The sequence below is a fragment of the Frigoribacterium endophyticum genome (genome assembly GCF_011759585.1).
Taxonomy (GTDB): domain Bacteria; phylum Actinomycetota; class Actinomycetes; order Actinomycetales; family Microbacteriaceae; genus Frigoribacterium; species Frigoribacterium endophyticum.
This window is the reverse complement of the sequence record NZ_JAAOYV010000002.1, coordinates 260,504-276,642: the sequence shown is the minus strand read 5'-3', so window position 1 is coordinate 276,642 and position 16,139 is coordinate 260,504. Positions and strand designations below refer to the sequence as shown.

14 protein-coding genes are annotated in these 16,139 nt (G+C 73.7%); 9 read left to right on the top strand and 5 right to left on the bottom strand.

Annotation, left to right across the window (positions count from 1 at the left end; translation table 11 throughout):
• The first annotated feature begins 83 nt into the window (after positions 1-83).
• Both FHR77_RS08645 and FHR77_RS08640 read left to right on the top strand, forming a co-directional pair.
• On the top strand, positions 84-617 hold the full coding sequence (locus FHR77_RS08645; protein WP_056056499.1) for a PadR family transcriptional regulator: 534 nt from the start codon (positions 84-86) through the stop codon (positions 615-617).
• A gap of 71 nt (positions 618-688) precedes the next feature.
• The gene (locus tag FHR77_RS08640; protein WP_167261238.1) at positions 689-2,365 is read left to right on the top strand and encodes an ABC1 kinase family protein; all 1,677 of its coding nucleotides are present in this window, start codon (positions 689-691) and stop codon (positions 2,363-2,365) included.
• 52 nt (positions 2,366-2,417) lie between these two features.
• On the opposite strand, the gene FHR77_RS08635 is transcribed toward FHR77_RS08640, so the two are convergent.
• Entirely contained in the window at positions 2,418-4,100 is a 1,683-nt protein-coding gene (locus FHR77_RS08635; protein ID WP_167259709.1) for a long-chain-fatty-acid--CoA ligase, read from the bottom strand.
• Positions 4,101-4,172: 72 nt separating this feature from the next.
• Between FHR77_RS08635 and FHR77_RS08630 the strand changes: the two genes are divergently transcribed.
• From FHR77_RS08630 to lepB, 3 genes are all read left to right on the top strand, one after another.
• Positions 4,173-4,991, top strand: a complete 819-nt coding sequence (locus tag FHR77_RS08630) for an SDR family oxidoreductase (RefSeq protein WP_341777289.1) — start codon at positions 4,173-4,175, stop codon at positions 4,989-4,991.
• A 155-nt stretch (positions 4,992-5,146) separates the two neighbouring features.
• Positions 5,147-6,064, top strand: coding sequence for an oxygenase MpaB family protein (locus tag FHR77_RS08625; protein WP_167259707.1), 918 nt, complete (start codon positions 5,147-5,149; stop codon positions 6,062-6,064).
• A 74-nt stretch (positions 6,065-6,138) separates the two neighbouring features.
• Positions 6,139-6,774 carry a signal peptidase I gene (gene lepB / locus FHR77_RS08620; protein ID WP_167259706.1) on the top strand — a complete coding sequence of 212 codons (636 nt, stop codon included), beginning with the start codon at positions 6,139-6,141 and terminating at the stop codon, positions 6,772-6,774.
• A gap of 12 nt (positions 6,775-6,786) precedes the next feature.
• On the opposite strand, the gene FHR77_RS08615 is transcribed toward lepB, so the two are convergent.
• Positions 6,787-8,487 carry a long-chain-fatty-acid--CoA ligase gene (locus tag FHR77_RS08615; RefSeq protein WP_167259705.1) on the bottom strand — a complete coding sequence of 567 codons (1,701 nt, stop codon included), beginning with the start codon at positions 8,485-8,487 and terminating at the stop codon, positions 6,787-6,789.
• A 73-nt stretch (positions 8,488-8,560) separates the two neighbouring features.
• Complete coding sequence (locus tag FHR77_RS08610; RefSeq protein ID WP_056056495.1) at positions 8,561-9,118, bottom strand: TIGR03086 family metal-binding protein; 558 nt, start codon at positions 9,116-9,118, stop codon at positions 8,561-8,563.
• 166 nt (positions 9,119-9,284) lie between these two features.
• On the opposite strand from FHR77_RS08610, the gene FHR77_RS08605 reads away from it, so the two are divergent.
• Together FHR77_RS08605 and yidC are read left to right on the top strand one after the other, a co-directional pair.
• Positions 9,285-9,593 carry a DUF6412 domain-containing protein gene (locus FHR77_RS08605; protein WP_167259704.1) on the top strand — a complete coding sequence of 103 codons (309 nt, stop codon included), beginning with the start codon at positions 9,285-9,287 and terminating at the stop codon, positions 9,591-9,593.
• 72 nt (positions 9,594-9,665) lie between these two features.
• Positions 9,666-10,496 (top strand): membrane protein insertase YidC, encoded by an 831-nt coding sequence (gene yidC, locus FHR77_RS08600; RefSeq protein WP_167259703.1) that lies wholly within the window; start codon positions 9,666-9,668, stop codon positions 10,494-10,496.
• 31 nt (positions 10,497-10,527) lie between these two features.
• Here yidC and FHR77_RS08595 read toward each other — a convergent pair whose 3' ends face one another.
• Both FHR77_RS08595 and FHR77_RS08590 read right to left on the bottom strand, forming a co-directional pair.
• Entirely contained in the window at positions 10,528-11,079 is a 552-nt protein-coding gene (locus FHR77_RS08595; protein ID WP_056056492.1) for a YceI family protein, read from the bottom strand.
• A gap of 202 nt (positions 11,080-11,281) precedes the next feature.
• Positions 11,282-12,286, bottom strand: a complete 1,005-nt coding sequence (locus tag FHR77_RS08590; RefSeq protein WP_056056491.1) for an aldo/keto reductase family protein — start codon at positions 12,284-12,286, stop codon at positions 11,282-11,284.
• A gap of 265 nt (positions 12,287-12,551) precedes the next feature.
• Here FHR77_RS08590 and FHR77_RS08585 point away from each other — a divergent pair, with 265 nt between their 5' ends.
• Together FHR77_RS08585 and FHR77_RS08580 are read left to right on the top strand one after the other, a co-directional pair.
• Positions 12,552-14,066 carry a glycosyltransferase gene (locus FHR77_RS08585; protein WP_341777288.1) on the top strand — a complete coding sequence of 505 codons (1,515 nt, stop codon included), beginning with the start codon at positions 12,552-12,554 and terminating at the stop codon, positions 14,064-14,066.
• Positions 14,063-16,060 (top strand): ArnT family glycosyltransferase, encoded by a 1,998-nt coding sequence (locus FHR77_RS08580; protein WP_167259702.1) that lies wholly within the window; start codon positions 14,063-14,065, stop codon positions 16,058-16,060. The genes FHR77_RS08585 and FHR77_RS08580 overlap by 4 nt, the downstream gene beginning before the upstream one ends.
• Positions 16,061-16,139 lie beyond the last annotated feature (79 nt).

Sequence of the window (16,139 nt, the reverse complement as noted above, 5' to 3'; positions counted from 1 at the left end):
GCCAGCCTGAGCGCCCGCCCGGCTCCGTGTCGGGGTCCAGGTATATCGTTCGGGCATCGCTCGACCCTCGACTGGAGATCATCATGAGCACCTCGCGCACACCCGGTTCGTTCCCCGTCGACCTCGACGGCATGTGGCAGGCCATGGACCAGCTCCGGTCGACCTTCGACCGCCGCGACGGCGCCCGCGCCCCGCGCGGCGAGCTCCGCGCGGCGATCCTCGCCCTCCTCGCCGAGCGGCCGATGCACGGCTACCAGGTCATCCACGAGATCGAGGAGCGCACGGGCGGCGACTGGAAGCCCAGCGCCGGCTCCGTCTACCCGACCCTCCAGCTGCTCGCCGACGAGGGCCTCGTCGTCGCGGAGGAGACCGACGGCCGCAAGGTCTACTCGCTGACCGACACCGGCCGCGCCGCCGCGGGCGTCGACCCGTCCGACCCGTGGTCCGCCCCGCGCTCCTCCGGCGACCGTCGCACCGCCCTGCCCAAGGCCGGCATCGAGCTCGCCCGCGCCACGGCGCAGGTGGGCCGCACCGGCACCGCCGCGCAGATCGACGAGGCGGTGGCGGCCCTCGACGAGGCCCGTCGCCGCATCTACTCGATCCTCGCTCGAGACTGACGCGGGTGGCACCGACCGCCCCCCTCCCGACCCCCACAGCCTCAGCCCGAGCCGGTGAGCCGGGCGACGCCCTGCGCGACCGCGCGGGGCGGGCCCGGTACCGGCGCATCCTCCGGTTCGCCTCCCGTCACCTCGCCGTGACCTGGTGGTTCGAGCTGGTGCTGCCGAGGTTCGGCCTGCGCTGGGTCGCCGAGCGTACCCGCGCCCGACGCATGCAGCGCTTCGCACGCGGCTTCCACGCGCTGGCGCTCGACCTCGGCGGGCTGATGATCAAGGTCGGGCAGTACATCTCGTCGCGCCTGGACGTCCTCCCGCCCGAGATCACGAAGGAGCTCGAGGGCCTGCAAGACGAAGTGACGCCCGTGCCGTTCCCCGAGATCCGGGCGCTCGCCGAGGCCGAGCTGGGCATGCCCCTCGACCGCGTCTTCACCGCCGTCTCTCCCGAGCCGATCGCCGCCGCCTCCCTCGGCCAGGCGCACCGGGCGACGCTCGGCGCGGTCGACTCCGCCGACACCGGGCTCGTCGACGTCGTGCTCAAGGTGCAGCGGCCCGGCATCGACCGGATCGTCGACGTCGACCTCGCCGCGCTGCGCAAGGTGGGCGGCTGGCTGAGCCACGTCCGCCTGGTCTCCGACCGGGTCGACGCCCCGGCCCTCGTCGAGGAGTTCGCGCGGACGAGCCTGGAAGAGATCGACTACCTCAACGAGGCCGCGAACTCGGCGCGCTTCGCGGCCGACTTCGCCGACGACGACCGGGTCGGCGTGCCCCACGTCGTCTGGGAGCGCTCGACGCGGAAGGTGCTCGTGCTCGAGGACGTCTCGGCGATCAAGATCACCGACGTCGACGGCCTCCGCGCCGCCGGCATCGACCCGGTCGAGGTCGCCCCCGTCTTCGCCGCGGTGATGTTCGACCAGCTCTTCACGAACGGCTTCTTCCACGCCGACCCGCACCCCGGCAACATCTTCGTCACCCCTGTGGCCGCCGCCGAGGGGGAACGCCCCTGGCGGCTGACCTTCATCGACTTCGGGATGATGGGGGAGGTGCCCACCGGCACCCGGAACGGCCTGCGCACGCTGCTGATCGCCGCCGCCTCCCGCGACGGCAGCGGCATGGTGAACGCCATGCGCGACCTCGGGGTGCTCTTGCCCAGCGCCGACACCCGCGAGCTCGAGCGGGCGGTCAGCGCGACCTTCGCCCGCTTCGGCGGCATGGGGTTCGCCGAGCTGCGCGAGGTCGACCCTCGGGAGTACCGCGAGTTCGCCGGCCAGTTCGGCGACCTCATCCGCGCCCTGCCGTTCCAGCTCCCCGAGGACTTCCTGCTGGTGCTCCGCGCCGTCACCCTCACCTCCGGCGTCTCCAGCGCCCTCGACCCGGTCTTCAACCTCTGGGACTCCGTCGAGCCCTACGCGGCGCAGCTCGTCCGCGACGAGCGCGGCAACGCCGTGCAGGACGTCGCACGACGGGTGCTCGCCGCGGCCGACGTCACCGTCCGGCTGCCCGGTCGGCTCGACCACCTCGTCACGCGCCTGGAGGACGGCACGCTGGAGGTCGGCAGCCCGCGCATCGAGCGTCAGCTCGGTCGCATCGAGCGGACGGCCCGCCGGGTGCTCGCGGCCGTGCTCTTCGCGGGCCTGCTCATCGCCGGCGCCGTGCTGCGCACCGGCGACGACGGCCTCGGCACGGTGCTCATGGCCGCGTCGGCGGTGCCGCTGCTCTACGCCCTGCTCGCGGGCCGGCTGCCCGGGTAGCTCAGGCCTGCCCGGTCAGCGCCGGGAGCCCGGGCAGAGCCCGGCTCCCCGGCTAGCGGTCGGCGAGCTGGTCGCGGACCTTGCGGCGCAGCGTCTTGCCGATCAGCGACTTCGGCAGCTCGTCGACCACGACGATGCGGCGGGGCACCTTGTACGGCGTCAGGTGCGACCGCGCGAAGGTACGGAGCGCCTGCACGTCGACGCTCGCGCCCGACTCGACGACGATGGCCGCGGCGACCTGCTCGCCGCCGGGGCTCGGCAGGCCGACGACGGCGGCCTCGGTCACGCCGTCGAAGCGCACCAGCACCTCCTCGACCTCGGAGGGGCTGACGTTGAACCCGCCGGTGATGATGAGCTCCTTGATGCGGTCGACGATGCGCACGAACCCGTCCGGGTCGATCGTGACGATGTCGCCGGTGCGGAACCAGTCGCCGTCGACGAAGACCTCGTTCGACTCCTGCGGCTTGCGGTAGTAGCCGCTGAAGACCTGGGGGCCGCGCACGATCAGCTCGCCGCTCTCGCCGGCCGGCACGTCGACGGTCGGGTTCTCCGGGTCGACGACGCGCACCTCGGTGCCGGGCAGCGGCAGGCCGACCGTGCCGGCGCGGCGGGTGGGCCCGACCGGGTTGGCCATCAGCACGGGCGAGCACTCCGACAGGCCGTAGCCCTCGACGAGCCAGCCGCCGCTCTCGGCCTCCCACGGCTCGACGACCTCGGCCGAGAGGGGCATCGCGCCCGAGATCGCGACCTCGACGCCCTGCAGCGAGACGCCGGCGTCGTCGGCGGCCTTCCGGAGGCGCGTGTAGATGGGCGGGACGGCCGGCAGGAAGGTCGGCGGCCGCTTCTTCATGACCTTGAGCACGAGGGCCGGGTCGAAGGCCGGGAACAGCACGAGGCGGGCGCCCATGCTCATCGCGAAGGTGAGGCAGAGCGTGAGGCCGTAGGCGTGGAACATCGGCAGCACCGCGTAGACGGTGCAGCGGCCGCGCTCGATCGTCGGCACCCACGCGCGCGACTGCGCGGCGTTGGCGAGCAGGTTGCGGTGGGTCAGCTGGGCGCCCTTCGGGGTGCCCGTGGTGCCGCTCGTGTACTGGATGACCGCCAGGTCGTCCGTCGAGGGCGCCGGGTGCTTCGCCTTGATGCGCGACGAGCCCACGATCTTCTCCCACGGCGTCGTGCCCCGGACGCTCGTGGTCAGCTTGGCGCGCGACTCGCGGGCCTTCGAGATCGGCAGACGCAGGGCCGCCCGGGTGGCGAGGGGCATGCCGCGCGTCACGTCGACCGACACGATCGCGTCGGGGGCGACGTCGGCGGGGAAGTCCTGGAGGGTCTCGACCACCTTGTCCCACGCGACGACGACCTTGGCGCCGTGGTCCTCGAACTGGTGGCGCAGCTCGCGCGGCGTGTAGAGCGGGTTGTGCTCGACGACGATGGCCCCGAGGCGCAGCACCGCGTAGAACGCCACGACGTGCTGCGGGCTGTTCGGCATCACGAGGGCGACGGTGTCGCCGTGGCGGACGCCCAGGCCGCGGAGGCCCTCGGCGGCCCGGCTGATCTGCTCGACGAGCTCGGAGTACGACGTCGTCGCCCCGAAGAACTCGAGCGCCACGGCCCGCGGGTAGCTCTTCGCCGAGCCCTCCACCAGGTCGAGGAGGGAGCCCGTGACGGGCTCGATGTCGTGGGGGACGCCGGGAGCGTAGGAGGTCAGCCAGGGACGCGGGGTCTCGATGGTCACCGGGCCACTCTACGGCGTTGGATGATCGGGGCCGCCCCCACCCGAGGCGGTCACCACGACGTGAGGAACACCGTGAGCAAGGTCTGGTTCATCACCGGGGCGTCGAAGGGCTTCGGCCGCGAGTGGGCGGAGGCCGCGCTGGAGCGCGGTGACCGCGTGGCGGGCACCGCCCGCCGGCTCGAGACCGTCGACGCGCTCGTGCAGCAGTACCCCGACGCCTTCCTGCCGATCGAGCTCGACGTCACCGACCGCGAGGCCGACGTCGCCGCCGTGCAGCGCGCCGCCGACCACTTCGGCCGGCTCGACGTCGTCGTCAACAACGCCGGCTACGGCCACTTCGGCATGGTCGAGGAGCTCACCGAGGAGGAGGCGAGGGCCCAGCTCGAGACGAACTTCTTCGGCGCGCTGTGGGTCACGCAGGCCGCCCTGCCCATCCTCCGGGCCCAGGGCAGCGGCCACGTCGTGCAGGTCTCGAGCATCGGAGGCGTCAGCGCCTTCCCGACCGTGGGCATCTACCACGCGTCGAAGTGGGCGCTCGAGGGCATGAGCCAGGCGCTCTCGCAGGAGGTCGCCGGCTTCGGCGTGCACGTCACGCTCGTGGAGCCCGGCGGCTTCTCGACCGACTGGTCGGGCCCGTCGGCCTCCCGCAGCGACGAGCTCGAGGCCTACGCCGAGGTGCGCGAGGCCGCGTCGAGGCGCCCCTCGGCGGCCGACCCGGGCGACCCGCACGCCACGCGCGGTGCGATCCTCAAGGTCGTCGACGCCGAGCAGCCGCCCCTCCGCGTCTTCTTCGGCAAGGCTCCCCTCGGCATCGCGGAGGCCGACTACGAGCAGCGCCTCGCGACCTGGCGCGAGTGGCAGCCCGTCGCGGAGGAGGCGCACGGGAACTGAGCCTGCCGCGTCGACCGCACCGCGCCTCCTCGCGGGCTCCCGCACGACCGCGGTGGGCCCGTCGAGGAGGCGCGGTGCCGGCCAGGCGGTTCGACGTCGAGACAGAAGGCGCCCGCGTGGCCCCCGCGCCCAGACGTGCGGCGCATGATCGGTGCATGCCCGCCCTCACCGAGCCGCTCCGCGCCCGCCTGCAGTACACGTTCAACGGCCAGTACACGGGCACGCCCGAGTGGGTGACCGACCTCGAGAAGGGCGACGACGAGGGCTTCTTCCTGCCCGGGTCGGCCGTCTGGGCCGTCCACGGCTCGATGTCGACCATCGCCGCGGGCGTCCGCGCGCTGCTCGTGCAGGCCCTCCACCCGGGGGCGCTCGCCGGGGTGCACGACCACTCGCGGTTCCGCGACGACCCCCTGGGGCGGCTGGCCGGCACGATCCGCTGGATCTACACCGTGTCGTACGGCAGCCGCGAGGCGGCGACGCGGGCGTCGGGCTGGGTCACCCGGCTGCACACGAAGGTCGTCGGGCAGTACGACGACCGCCACGGCGTGAGCCACGACTACGCGGCCAACGACCCCGAGCTGCTCAGCTGGGTGCACATGGCCTTCGCCGACTCCTTCCTCGCGGCGTTCCAGCAGTGGGGGCACGGCGAGGTGCCGGGCGGCCCCGACGCCTACGTGCGCGAGTGGGCCACGGCCGGCGAGCTGATGGGAGTCGTCGACCCGCCCCGGACCGTCGCCGAGATGCAGCACCAGCTGATGGAGTTCGACCGCCGGGGCGTGCTCGAGCGCACGGCGCGGACCGACGAGGTGGTCCGGTTCATCCGGCGACCGCCGCTCTTCCCCGTGCTGAGGCTCGGCTACCCCGTGCTGTTCAACGGAGCCGTCGGCACCCTGCAGCCGCGGTTCCGCGAGCTGCTCGACCTGCAGCCTCCCCACCTGGGCCCCGTCGCGCTGCCGACCGCCGGCCCGGCGCAGGCGATGCTCGGGGCGATCGGCGGCGTGCTCGGGGCCCGCCCGGTGGCGGAGGAGCACGCGCTGGCGCGTCTCGAGCGGCTCGGCTGGACCGCCGCCTGAGCCACTCCGTGCGACGTGGTCGGGGTCGACCGACGCGCAGCTGACGGGCGGCTCCGCCCTGGCAGGATGACGGCATGAGCGAGACGGCAGGCCCGGGGACGACGGCGACCTCGGGGGCCGGCACCGCGCCTCCTGCCCGCCCCGGCTCGTCGTGGCGCTGGCTGCGCGACATCGTCGTGGTGGTGCTCGTGGCGCTGCTCGTGTCGTGGGGCGTCCGCACCTTCCTGGTGCGGTCGTTCTACATCCCGTCGGCGTCGATGGAGGACACGCTGATGATCGACGACCGGGTGATCGTCAACGAGCTCGTGCCCGACCTCGTCGACCTCGACCGCGGCGACGTCGTCGTCTTCCACGACCCGGGCGGCTGGCTGCCCGGCGGGAGCGTCGGAGGAGACGACGAGCTGATCAAGCGCGTGGTCGGGCTGCCGGGCGACACGGTCTCGTGCTGCGACGCCGAGGGGCGGATGCTCGTGAACGGCGAGCCGGTCGACGAGCCGTACCTGGCCGACCCCGACGGGCCCGCGTCGACCATCCCGTTCGACGTGACCGTGCCGGAGGGCGCGATCTGGGTGATGGGCGACAACCGCGCGCACTCCGCCGACTCCCGGCTGCACCAGAGCGGGCCCTACGACGGGTTCGTGCCGCTCGACCACGTCGTCGGGCGGGCTTTCGTGATCGTCTGGCCGATCTCCCGCTGGGGCGGGCTGTAGCCGAGGCGCGGCTCAGCGCCCGGCGATGAGCGAGTCGCGCACCTCGCGGCGCAGCACCTTGCCGATCAGCGAGCGCGGCAGCTCGTCGACGACGACGACGCGCTTCGGCACCTTGTACGCGGCGAGCTGCTCCCGGGCGTGGTCGCGGACGGCCTCGGGGTCGATCGTCGCGCCCGGGCTCGCCACGACGGCCGCGACGACGTCCTCGCCGCCGCCCGCGCGCGGGATGCCCACGACCGCGACCTCGGCGACGCCCGCGGCGCCGCGCACGGCCTCCTCGACCTCGGAGGGGGCGACGTTGAAGCCGCCGGTCACGATGAGCTCCTTGATGCGGTCGACGATCGTGACGTACCCGTCGGCGCTCATGCTGACGATGTCGCCGGTGCGGAACCAGCCGCCCGGCAGGAAGGCCTCGGCGGTCTCGTCGGGGCGGTTCCAGTACCCCTGGAACACCTGGGGGCCCCGGAGGATCAGCTCACCGGCCGCGCCCGGCGTCACCGGGCGCTCGGGGTCGGGGGCGTCGCGGTCGACGACCCGCGCCTCCGTCGACGGGAACGGCACGCCGACGGTGCCCGGGCGTCGCGTCGGGCCCATCGGGTTGCCGAGCGCGACGGGAGACGTCTCGGTGAGGCCGAAGCCCTCGACGAGCATCCCGCCCGTCACGCCCTCCCACGCGGTCACCGTCGACAGGGGCAGGTTCATCGCCCCCGAGATCGCGAAGCGGGCGCTGCTCAGGTCGACGCCGCGCTCCGCCGCCGCCTCGGCCAGGCGCTGGTAGATCGGCGGCACGGCGGGCAGGAACGTCGGCGGGTGCTTCGCCGCGGCCTTGAGCACGAGGTCGACGTCGAACTTCGGGAAGAGCACGAGGCGGGCGCCGATGCTCATCGCGAAGGTGAGGCACAGGGTGAGGCCGTAGGCGTGGAAGAAGGGCAGCACGCCGTAGACGGTCTCTTCGCCCTCGCGGATGCCCTGCACCCAGGCGCGCCCCTGCACGGCGTTGCTGTGCAGGTTGCGGTGCGTCAGCACGGCCCCCTTCGGCGAGCCGGTCGTGCCGCTCGTGTACTGCAGCAGGGCGACGTCGTCGAGGGCGGGGCGGGGGTGCCGGCGCCGCAGGGGGCGAGACGACACGAGCTCGGGCCAGGTGAGGTCGCCGCGGGTGCGGGAGGTGAGCGCCTCGCGCGACTTCCGGGCCGCCGGCACCGGCAGGGTCAGGGCCAGCCGGGTCGCCAGCGGCATCGCCCGCGTGACGTCGACCGAGACGAGCGAGCGGAAGCCGATGTCGCTCGGCAGCGCCCGGAGGCGGTCGACCAGCTTGTCCCACGCGATCGCCACGGTCGCGCCGTGGTCCTCGAAGAGGTGGCGCAGCTCGCGGTCGGTGTAGAGCGGGTTGTGCTCGACGACGACCGCGCCGAGGCGCAGGACCGCGTAGAACGCGACGACGTGCTGGGGGCTGTTGGGCAGCAGGATCGCGACCCGGTCACCGGCCCCGACCCCGAGCTTGCGGAGGCCCTCGGCGGCCCGGGCGATCTCGTCGCCGAGGTCGCGGTAGCTCGTCTCCCGCCCGAAGAACTCGAGCGCGGTGCGGCCGCGGTGCGCGGCGACGGCGTCGTCGATGAGGTCGACGAGGGTGCCGGTGACGGGCTCGATGTCGGCGGGGACGCCCGGGGCGTAGCTGTGCAGCCAGGGGCGGTCGGGCGCGGTGTCGGAGCTCATGCGGCCATCGAACCAGCCCGGGGGCGGGGGAAGCTGCGTGGTCGCCGAGGGCGGACCGGGCCTGCCCCCTCGGTCAGCGCGCGTCGCGCCCGGTCAGCGCCAGCAGCCGCACGTGCAGCGGGGCGTCGTCGTCGACCGGCACCGGGCTCGCGAACAGCCCGGAGGCCTCGAGGGCGTCGGCCTGCGGCTCGAAGACCGTCCACACGGCCGCCACGAGCTCGTCGTCGAGGCTCTCGTCGGCGCCGATCGCCCGGGCGAGGTCCCAGGTGTGGATGGTGACGTCGGCGACCTGCTCGGCGAGGTACTCCCGGGCCGGCACGACGTCGGCGCTCAGGCGGACGGGCGCCTCGGGGTCGGCCTCGGCCCAGGCGGCCGTCGCGGCCGACGACCAGCGGTGCCACGCGGTGACGAGGTCGTCGTCGAGCGGCTCGATCGAGCGCTCGGAGGCCGACGGGTCGCCGCCGTCAAGCAGCAGCGGCACCCACTGCTGCTCGCGGGTCACGTGCCGGACGAGGTCACGGACCCGCCACTCGGTGTCGGGCGTGGGGGCGTCCCAGTCGGCCACCGCCTCCACCCGTCGGGCGAACTCGTCGTGCGCGCGCTGCTGCAGGGTGATCCAGTCGACGGTCATGGGGCGTCCTCTCGAGGCAGGGGCGTCACGACCACCGACGGCGCCGGCGGCGGAGCGGTGTCGCGGTCTGCTGGGGCCCAACCGCCGGAGGCGCGGCGGCCTTCCCGAGGTCGGCCCTCAGCGGAACAGTCGCCACGGTAGCGCCTCACCGGCTAGGGTCGCTCGCATGACGACCCTGCTCGAGCTCCTGGCGCGCGTGCTCGCGCCGCTCGAGCACGTGGTGCAGGCCCTCGCCGCCCAGGGCGGCGGCCCGGCCTCCGCCGCGGTCGTCGTCTCGCTGCTCGGCGCGGCCACGGTGCTCGTGGCGACCGGGCTGGGCCGTGCCCTGCTGGCGCTGTGCGGCCTCGCGCCCGCACCCGCGCGACGGGTGCTGAGCGAGGGGGCCGACGTGCGCCTCCTCGTGTTCCAGCGCGACCCCGACGCGGACGGGCACGTGCGCGCCCGCGCTCCGGGCCGGGCGCTCCCGGCCGCCTGACCCGACGCTCACCCGCGACCCGTCGCGGCGGCCAGACGACGTCACCCGTCTCTCTGACCGAGGAGCCCCTCCGTGGACCTGTCCGCCTTCCCGCCCGTCGCCGTCGTCCTCGACGGCCTCCACTCGTTCGTCGCCCTGCTCGCCGCCCTGGCCGAGCCCGCCGTGGGCGACCTCTCGTCGGCGCTCGCCGTCGTCCTGCTCACCGTCGTCGTCCGGCTCGTGCTGGTGCCCGTCGGGGTCTCGCAGGTGCGCGCCGAGATCGGCCGACGCCGTCTCGCGCCCCGCGTCGCCGAGCTGACCCGCCGCGTCACCGACCCCCAGGAGCGCAGCCGCCGCCTCATGGAGCTGTACTCCTCGGAGAAGGTCTCGCCGCTCGCGGGCTGCCTCCCGACCCTCGCCCAGGCCCCGGTGCTGATGGCCGTCTACTCGCTCTTCGCCCACCCGACGATCGCGGGCCACGCGAACGAGCTGCTGGGCCACACCCTGGGCGGGGCCGTGCTGGGGGCGAACCTGCCCGTGGCCCTCGGCGCGGGCCTCGCGACGGTGTGGCCGTACCTCGTGCTGCTCGCCGTGCTCGCGGTCGTCGTCGAGCTGACCCGGCGCGCCTCGCTGCGGGCGGCGGGGCCGACTGCGGCACCGCTGCCCGGTGCTGCCGGTGCTGCCGGTGCTGCCGGTGCCGCGGGCCCCGCCGCCGTGCCGGGCATGACGGGCATGCTGCGGGTGCTGCCGTTCGTCAGCCTCGTCTTCGCGGCCTTCGCCCCGCTGGCCGCCGCGCTCTACCTCGTGACCAGCGCCTCCTGGACCCTGCTCGAACGGGCGGTGCTCCGCCGGGCCCTGGCGCCGCGGACCGGGGGAGGCGCGGTGCCCGTCAGAGGCAACGACGGAGGGCCCGCCCCTGCCTGAGCAGGTGCGGGCCCTCCGGGGAGCGTCGTGACTACGCCGAGAGCACGAACTGGATCTCGAGCGTGACGGTGACGTCGTTGCCGAGCGTGAAGCCGCCGGCCTCGAGCGCCGCGTTCCAGCTGACGCCGAACTCGGTGCGGTCGATCTTCGTCGTGGCCGAGAAGCCGAGCTTCGTCTGGCCGTAGCCGTCGACGACGAGGCCGCCGAACTCGCTCTTGAGGGTGACGGGCTTGGTGACGCCGCGGAGGCTCAGATCGCCGTGCACGAGGAAGGCGTCGTCGCCCTTCTCCTCGATGCTCGTCGAGGTGAACGTCATCTGCGGGTGCTCCTCGGCGAGGAAGAAGTCGCCGGTCTGCAGGTGGCCGTCGCGGTCCTTCTGGTTCGTGTTGATCGAGGCCACGTCGATCGAGGCCGTGACCTTGCTCGCGGTGTGGTCGTCGTCGGTGACCAGGCTCGCGTCGAAGCGCTCGAACGAGCCCTTGACCTTGCTGATCGCGAGGTGGCGGACGCTGAACGAGACCTCGCTGTGGGTGGGGTCGAGGGTCCAGGTGCCGGCGGGGATCTTCTCTGCGGTGATGGCCATGGTGTTCTCCTTGAGGTGGTGACGTGTGAGGTGGTCGTGGATCGGTGACGTGTCACCGAAGGTGGTACGAGTATATGCAAGAGCATCGACAGGTCGAGCATTCCCGATCCGCGTGGCTGATGGGTGAACAGCGTCGATGCAGGTGCTGTGACCCGGTCGGCCGTCGCCGGGGCGGCGGCCGACCGGGAAATCGGGCCGAGGGTCAGGCGGGGCGCTCGGCGGGGGAGACCGTCTTCGCCGGGTCGGTCTCGGCGAGGTGGCCCACGGCCGCGTCGATCGCGGTCATGGCCTCGGCGGGCAGGCGGACGCCCGCGGCGGCGGCGTTGTCGGCCACCTGCTCGGGGCGGGAGGCCCCGATGATCGCCGAGGCGACGTTGTCGTTCTGCAGCACCCACGCGACGGCGAGCTGGGCCATCGTGAGGCCGAGGTCGTCGGCGACCGGCTTCAGGGCCGCGACGCCGGTGAGCACCTCGTCGGTCATGAACCGCTTGATGGTGTCGGCGCCGCCCTTGGCGTCGGTGGCCCGGCTGCCCGCGGGCAGCTCGGCTCCCGGTGCGTACTTGCCGCTCAGGACGCCCTGCGCGACCGGCGACCAGACGATCTGGCTGACGCCGTGCTGCACGCTGGCGGGCACGACCTCCTGCTCGATGACGCGCCACAGCATCGAGTACTGGGGCTGGTTCGAGATCAGCTGCACGCCGAGCTGCTGGGCGAGCTCGTGGCCGGCGCGGATCTGCTCGGCCGTCCACTCGCTCACGCCGATGTAGAGCGCCTTGCCCTGCCGCACCACGTCGGCGAAGGCCTGCATCGTCTCCTCCAGGGGAGTCGCGCTGTCGTAGCGGTGCGCCTGGTAGAGGTCGACGTAGTCGGTGCCCAGGCGGCGGAGCGACCCGTCGATCGACTCGAGCACGTGCTTGCGGCTCAGCCCGACGTCGTTGTGGCCGCGCGGGCCGGTGGGCCAGTAGACCTTCGTGAAGATCTCGAGGCTCTCGCGCCTCTCGCCGGCGAGGGCGTCGCCGAGCACCTGCTCCGCCGCGGTGTTCGCGTAGGCGTCGGCGGTGTCGAAGGTCGTGATGCCCGCGTCGAGGGCGGCGCGGACGCACTGCGTCGCGACGTCGTTCTCGACCTGCGAGGCGTGGGTGAGCCAGTTGCCGTAGGTGATCTCGGAGATCTTGAGGCCGCTGCGGCCGAGGTGTCGGAATTCCATGTCGTCACCGTACGCGCCACCCGTCGCTCCGTGGAGGCGCGTGTCGACGCCCTGCCCCCCGGCCGGGGGCCGTGTGAACGCCGCGTGTCGGGCACCTGGCAGTTCGCCGGGATCCCGTACCCCGCACCCAACCCCCCGACCGGGGGCCGCCGAACCACGACCTGACCCACCCGACCGCTCGACCCGACCCGAGCGCGCCCGACCTGGTCCCCGACGACGTGGACGCGACTCCCCCCGACCCTGACACCCGACAGGAGACCGACCCGTGCCGTCCCCCCTGACCCACCTCGCGACCTCCGTCCTCGCCGCCGGCGAGCCGGAACCGCTGCTGACGCCCCAGGCGCCCGCCGACCCCTCTCAGGTGCTGCCCAACCGCGGCAGCACCTCCGGGCTCGGCGACGGCGTGCCCGGCTTCTCGCTGCCCGACTGGAGCCCGCTCGAGTGGATCGGCTACTCGGGCCTCGTCCTGGTGACCGTCCTCCTCACCGCCGTCGCCGTCTCGACGCTGTGGTGGATGCTCCACGCCTGGCGCTCCAAGGACACCCTCGAGGGCAGCCGCTTCAGCGACTCGCCCCTCGACGCGGCGCACTCGTTCACGCTCCTCGTCCCGGGGCGGCACGAGGAGGAGGTGATGGGCCAGACGCTCGACCGCCTCGCCCAGCAGGACCACCCCGACTTCGAGATCATCGCCATCGTCGGGCACGACGACCCGGGCACCGAGCGCGTCGCCCGGGAGGCCGCCGCCCGGCACCCCGAGCTCATCCGCGTCATCGTCGACTCGAGCGTGCCGAAGAACAAGCCGAAGGCGCTCAACCTGGCGCTGCAGACCTCGCGGGGCGAGATCGTCGGGGTCTTCGACGCCGAGGACGACGTGCACCCGCGCCTGCTGACCCTCGTCGACTCGCGCTTCACCGAGACCGACGCCGACGTCGTCCAGGGCGGCGTGCAGCTGATGAACTTCCAGTCCAGCTGGTGGAGCCTCCGCAACGTGCTCGAGTACTACTTCTGGTTCCGCTCGCGGCTGCACTTCCACGCCAAGGAGAAGTTCATCCCGCTCGGCGGCAACACGGTCTTCGTCCGCAAGGAGTGGCTCGACTGGTCGGAGGGCTGGGACGCCTCGTGCCTCGCCGAGGACTGCGAGCTCGGCGTGCGCCTGTCGAGCGCCGGCGCGAAGGTCGTCGTCGCCTACAGCCCCGAGGTCGTCACCCGTGAGGAGACGCCCGGCACCTTCGTCTCGCTGCTCAAGCAGCGCACCCGCTGGAACCAGGGCTTCATGCAGGTCTACGGCAAGGGGGAGTGGCGTCAGCTGCCGACCCTGCGTCAGCGCCTGATGGCCCGCTACCTGCTCACCATGCCGTTCATCCAGGCGGCCACCGGCCTGCTCATCCCGATCAGCGTCGTGCTCATCCTCACCGTCAAGGTGCCGACGGCCATCGCGCTCGTCTCGTTCGTGCCCCTGGCGCCCACGCTGGTGCTGCTGGCCGTCGAGTTCACGGGGCTGCACGAGTTCGGCAAGACGTACGGCCAGAAGGTCCGCGTGCGCGACTACGCCCGCCTCGTCTGGGGCCTCCTGCCCTACCAGATCTTCCTCGCCCTCGCCGCCGTGCGGGCCGTCTGGCGCCAGCTGCGCGGGATGAACGCGTGGGAGAAGACCGAGCACTCGGGCACGCACCGTCCCGCGGTCGCGCCCGGCGCCTCCGCCGGCGGTGCCCCGAGCTCGCCGCCCGTCGTCGTCGGCCAGCCCGTCGACGCCCTCGCGACCGTGGGGAGCGACCGATGACCGCCACGATCGAGCGGCCCGCCGCCCCCGTCCGCCCCGCCGTGCCCCGCGTCCACGAGCCCGCTCCGGGCCGCGGGCGGACCCCCGTCGGCGAGTGGTTCCGTCGCCACGGCCGGAGCCTCGCCTGGCTGCTGCCGGTGCTGGCGATCGCCGCGACCGTGCAGGCCTGGAACATGGCCGGGTCGCCGCAGCGCATCGACGACGAGGGCACCTACACGGCCCAGGCCTGGGCCGTACAGCACCTCGGCGAGCTGACCCACTACACCTACTGGTACGACCACCCGCCGGTGGGCTGGCTGCAGATCGGGGCCTACACCTCGCTGACCGGCGCCTTCTCGCGCTACGACATCGCGGTGCTGGCCGCCCGGGAGGCGGTGCTCGCGTTCACCCTCGTGGCCGTCGTGCTCGTCTGGCTGCTCGGTCGCAAGCTCGGCCTGAGCCGGCCGGCGGCGGCCGTCGCCGCCCTGGTGTTCGCGGTCTCGCCCCTGGCGCTGCAGTTCCACCGCACCGTCTACCTCGACAACATCGCGACGCCGTGGCTGCTCGCCGCCTTCGTCTTCGCCCTGAGCCGGCGCTACCAGCTGGCCGGGTACGCCGCCGCCTCGCTCACCTTCGGCATCGCCGTGCTGAGCAAGGAGACGTACCTCCTCGCCCTGCCCTTCCTGGCGTGGACGATGTGGCGCGGGGCCGACCGGTCGACGCGCCGCTACACCCTCTCGATCGCCGCGAGCCTCCTCGTGCTGGTCGGCCTCGGGTACGTCGCCCTCGCCGCCGTCAAGGGCGAGCTGCTGCCCGGCGCCGGGCGGGTGAGCCTGCTCGAGGGCGTGCAGTTCCAGCTCGCGACCCGCGAGGCCAGCGGCTCCGTGTTCGACACCGGCAGCCTCTTCTTCGCGACCGTCTCGCAGTGGTGGCAGCTCGACCCGGTGCTGATCGTGCTGGGCGTCGTGGCCGCAGTCGTGGGGCTCTTCCTCCGTCGCGTCCGCCCGATCGCCGTGATGCTCGTCTTCCTGGTCGCGTTCATGTTCCGCCCCGGCGGGTACCTGCCCGTGCCCTACGTCATCATGCTGCTGCCGTTCGCGGCCCTGCTCGTCGCGGCCGCCACCGACGCCGCCGTCCGGGCCGTCCGGGCCCGCCGCGCCGGGCGCGCGTCCACCGTCGCCGCCCGCACGGGCGCCGTCGCGTGGCTGGCCGTCACGGCGGTCGCCGTCGTCGCCGTCGTGCCGCTCTGGGCCGTGCAGCTGCGCGGCTTCGTCGACGCCGACCTCGACGCCCCGATGCGGAACGCCGAGACCTGGGTCGAGCAGAACGTGCCGACCGACAGCCGGCTGCTCGTCGACGACGCGGTCTGGGTCGACCTGGTGAACGCCGGGTTCGCCCGGGAGAACGTCATCTGGTTCTACAAGATCGACACCGACGGCGCCGTCCAGGCGCAGTCGCCGAACGGCTGGCGCGACAGCGACTACCTGTTCGAGACGGAGTCGGTCCGCACCTCGGGGCTGGCCTCGGCCGACGTCCGGCAGGCGCTCGAGAGCTCGACCGTCGTGGCCTCGTTCGGCGAGGGCGACCAGCAGGTCGCCGTCCGCCGCATCGACCGTGACGGGGCCGCGGAGGCCCAGCGCACGGCCGACGAGGCCGCCTCGGCCCGGTCGCGGGCGGGCTCCGAGCTCGCGCAGAACCCCGGCCTGCAGGTGTCGTCGACCTTCGACCAGGCCCTGACCGACGGCCGCCTCGACCCGCGCGCCGTGATCGTGCTCGGGCAGCTGGCCGCCATCGCCCCGGTCTCCGTCGCCGACCCCGAGGGGCTGCCCGGCGAGCAGGAGTCGCTCTTCCGCCAGTTCGTCGTGACACCCGGCGGCGGCGAGTCCCTCGCCGACCTCCGAGCCACCCTCGAGGGCCTCGGCGACGTGTACGCGCCGCAGTCGGTCGAGCAGGAGGGCGACGCCCTCCGCGTGACCTTCTCCGCCGTGCCGCCCGAGGGGCTCCTCGCCCCGTGACCGCCCGGTCGAGGCCCGCACCCCGCGGGCCTCGACCCTCCAGACCGGCTCCGCCCGCCAGGGCGGAGCACCCCGACCG

Coding starts and splice junctions, on each gene's coding strand:
- FHR77_RS08645 (WP_056056499.1), top strand. CDS start 84: ATGAGCACCTCGCGCACACCCGGTTCGTTCCCCGTCGACCTCGACGGC.
- FHR77_RS08605 (WP_167259704.1), top strand. CDS start 9,285: ATGACGACCCTGCTCGAGCTCCTGGCGCGCGTGCTCGCGCCGCTCGAG.
- FHR77_RS08595 (WP_056056492.1), bottom strand. CDS start 11,079: ATGGCCATCACCGCAGAGAAGATCCCCGCCGGCACCTGGACCCTCGAC.
- FHR77_RS08625 (WP_167259707.1), top strand. CDS start 5,147: ATGCCCGCCCTCACCGAGCCGCTCCGCGCCCGCCTGCAGTACACGTTC.
- FHR77_RS08610 (WP_056056495.1), bottom strand. CDS start 9,118: ATGACCGTCGACTGGATCACCCTGCAGCAGCGCGCGCACGACGAGTTC.
- FHR77_RS08590 (WP_056056491.1), bottom strand. CDS start 12,286: ATGGAATTCCGACACCTCGGCCGCAGCGGCCTCAAGATCTCCGAGATC.
- FHR77_RS08580 (WP_167259702.1), top strand. CDS start 14,063: ATGACCGCCACGATCGAGCGGCCCGCCGCCCCCGTCCGCCCCGCCGTG.
- lepB (WP_167259706.1), top strand. CDS start 6,139: ATGAGCGAGACGGCAGGCCCGGGGACGACGGCGACCTCGGGGGCCGGC.
- FHR77_RS08615 (WP_167259705.1), bottom strand. CDS start 8,487: ATGAGCTCCGACACCGCGCCCGACCGCCCCTGGCTGCACAGCTACGCC.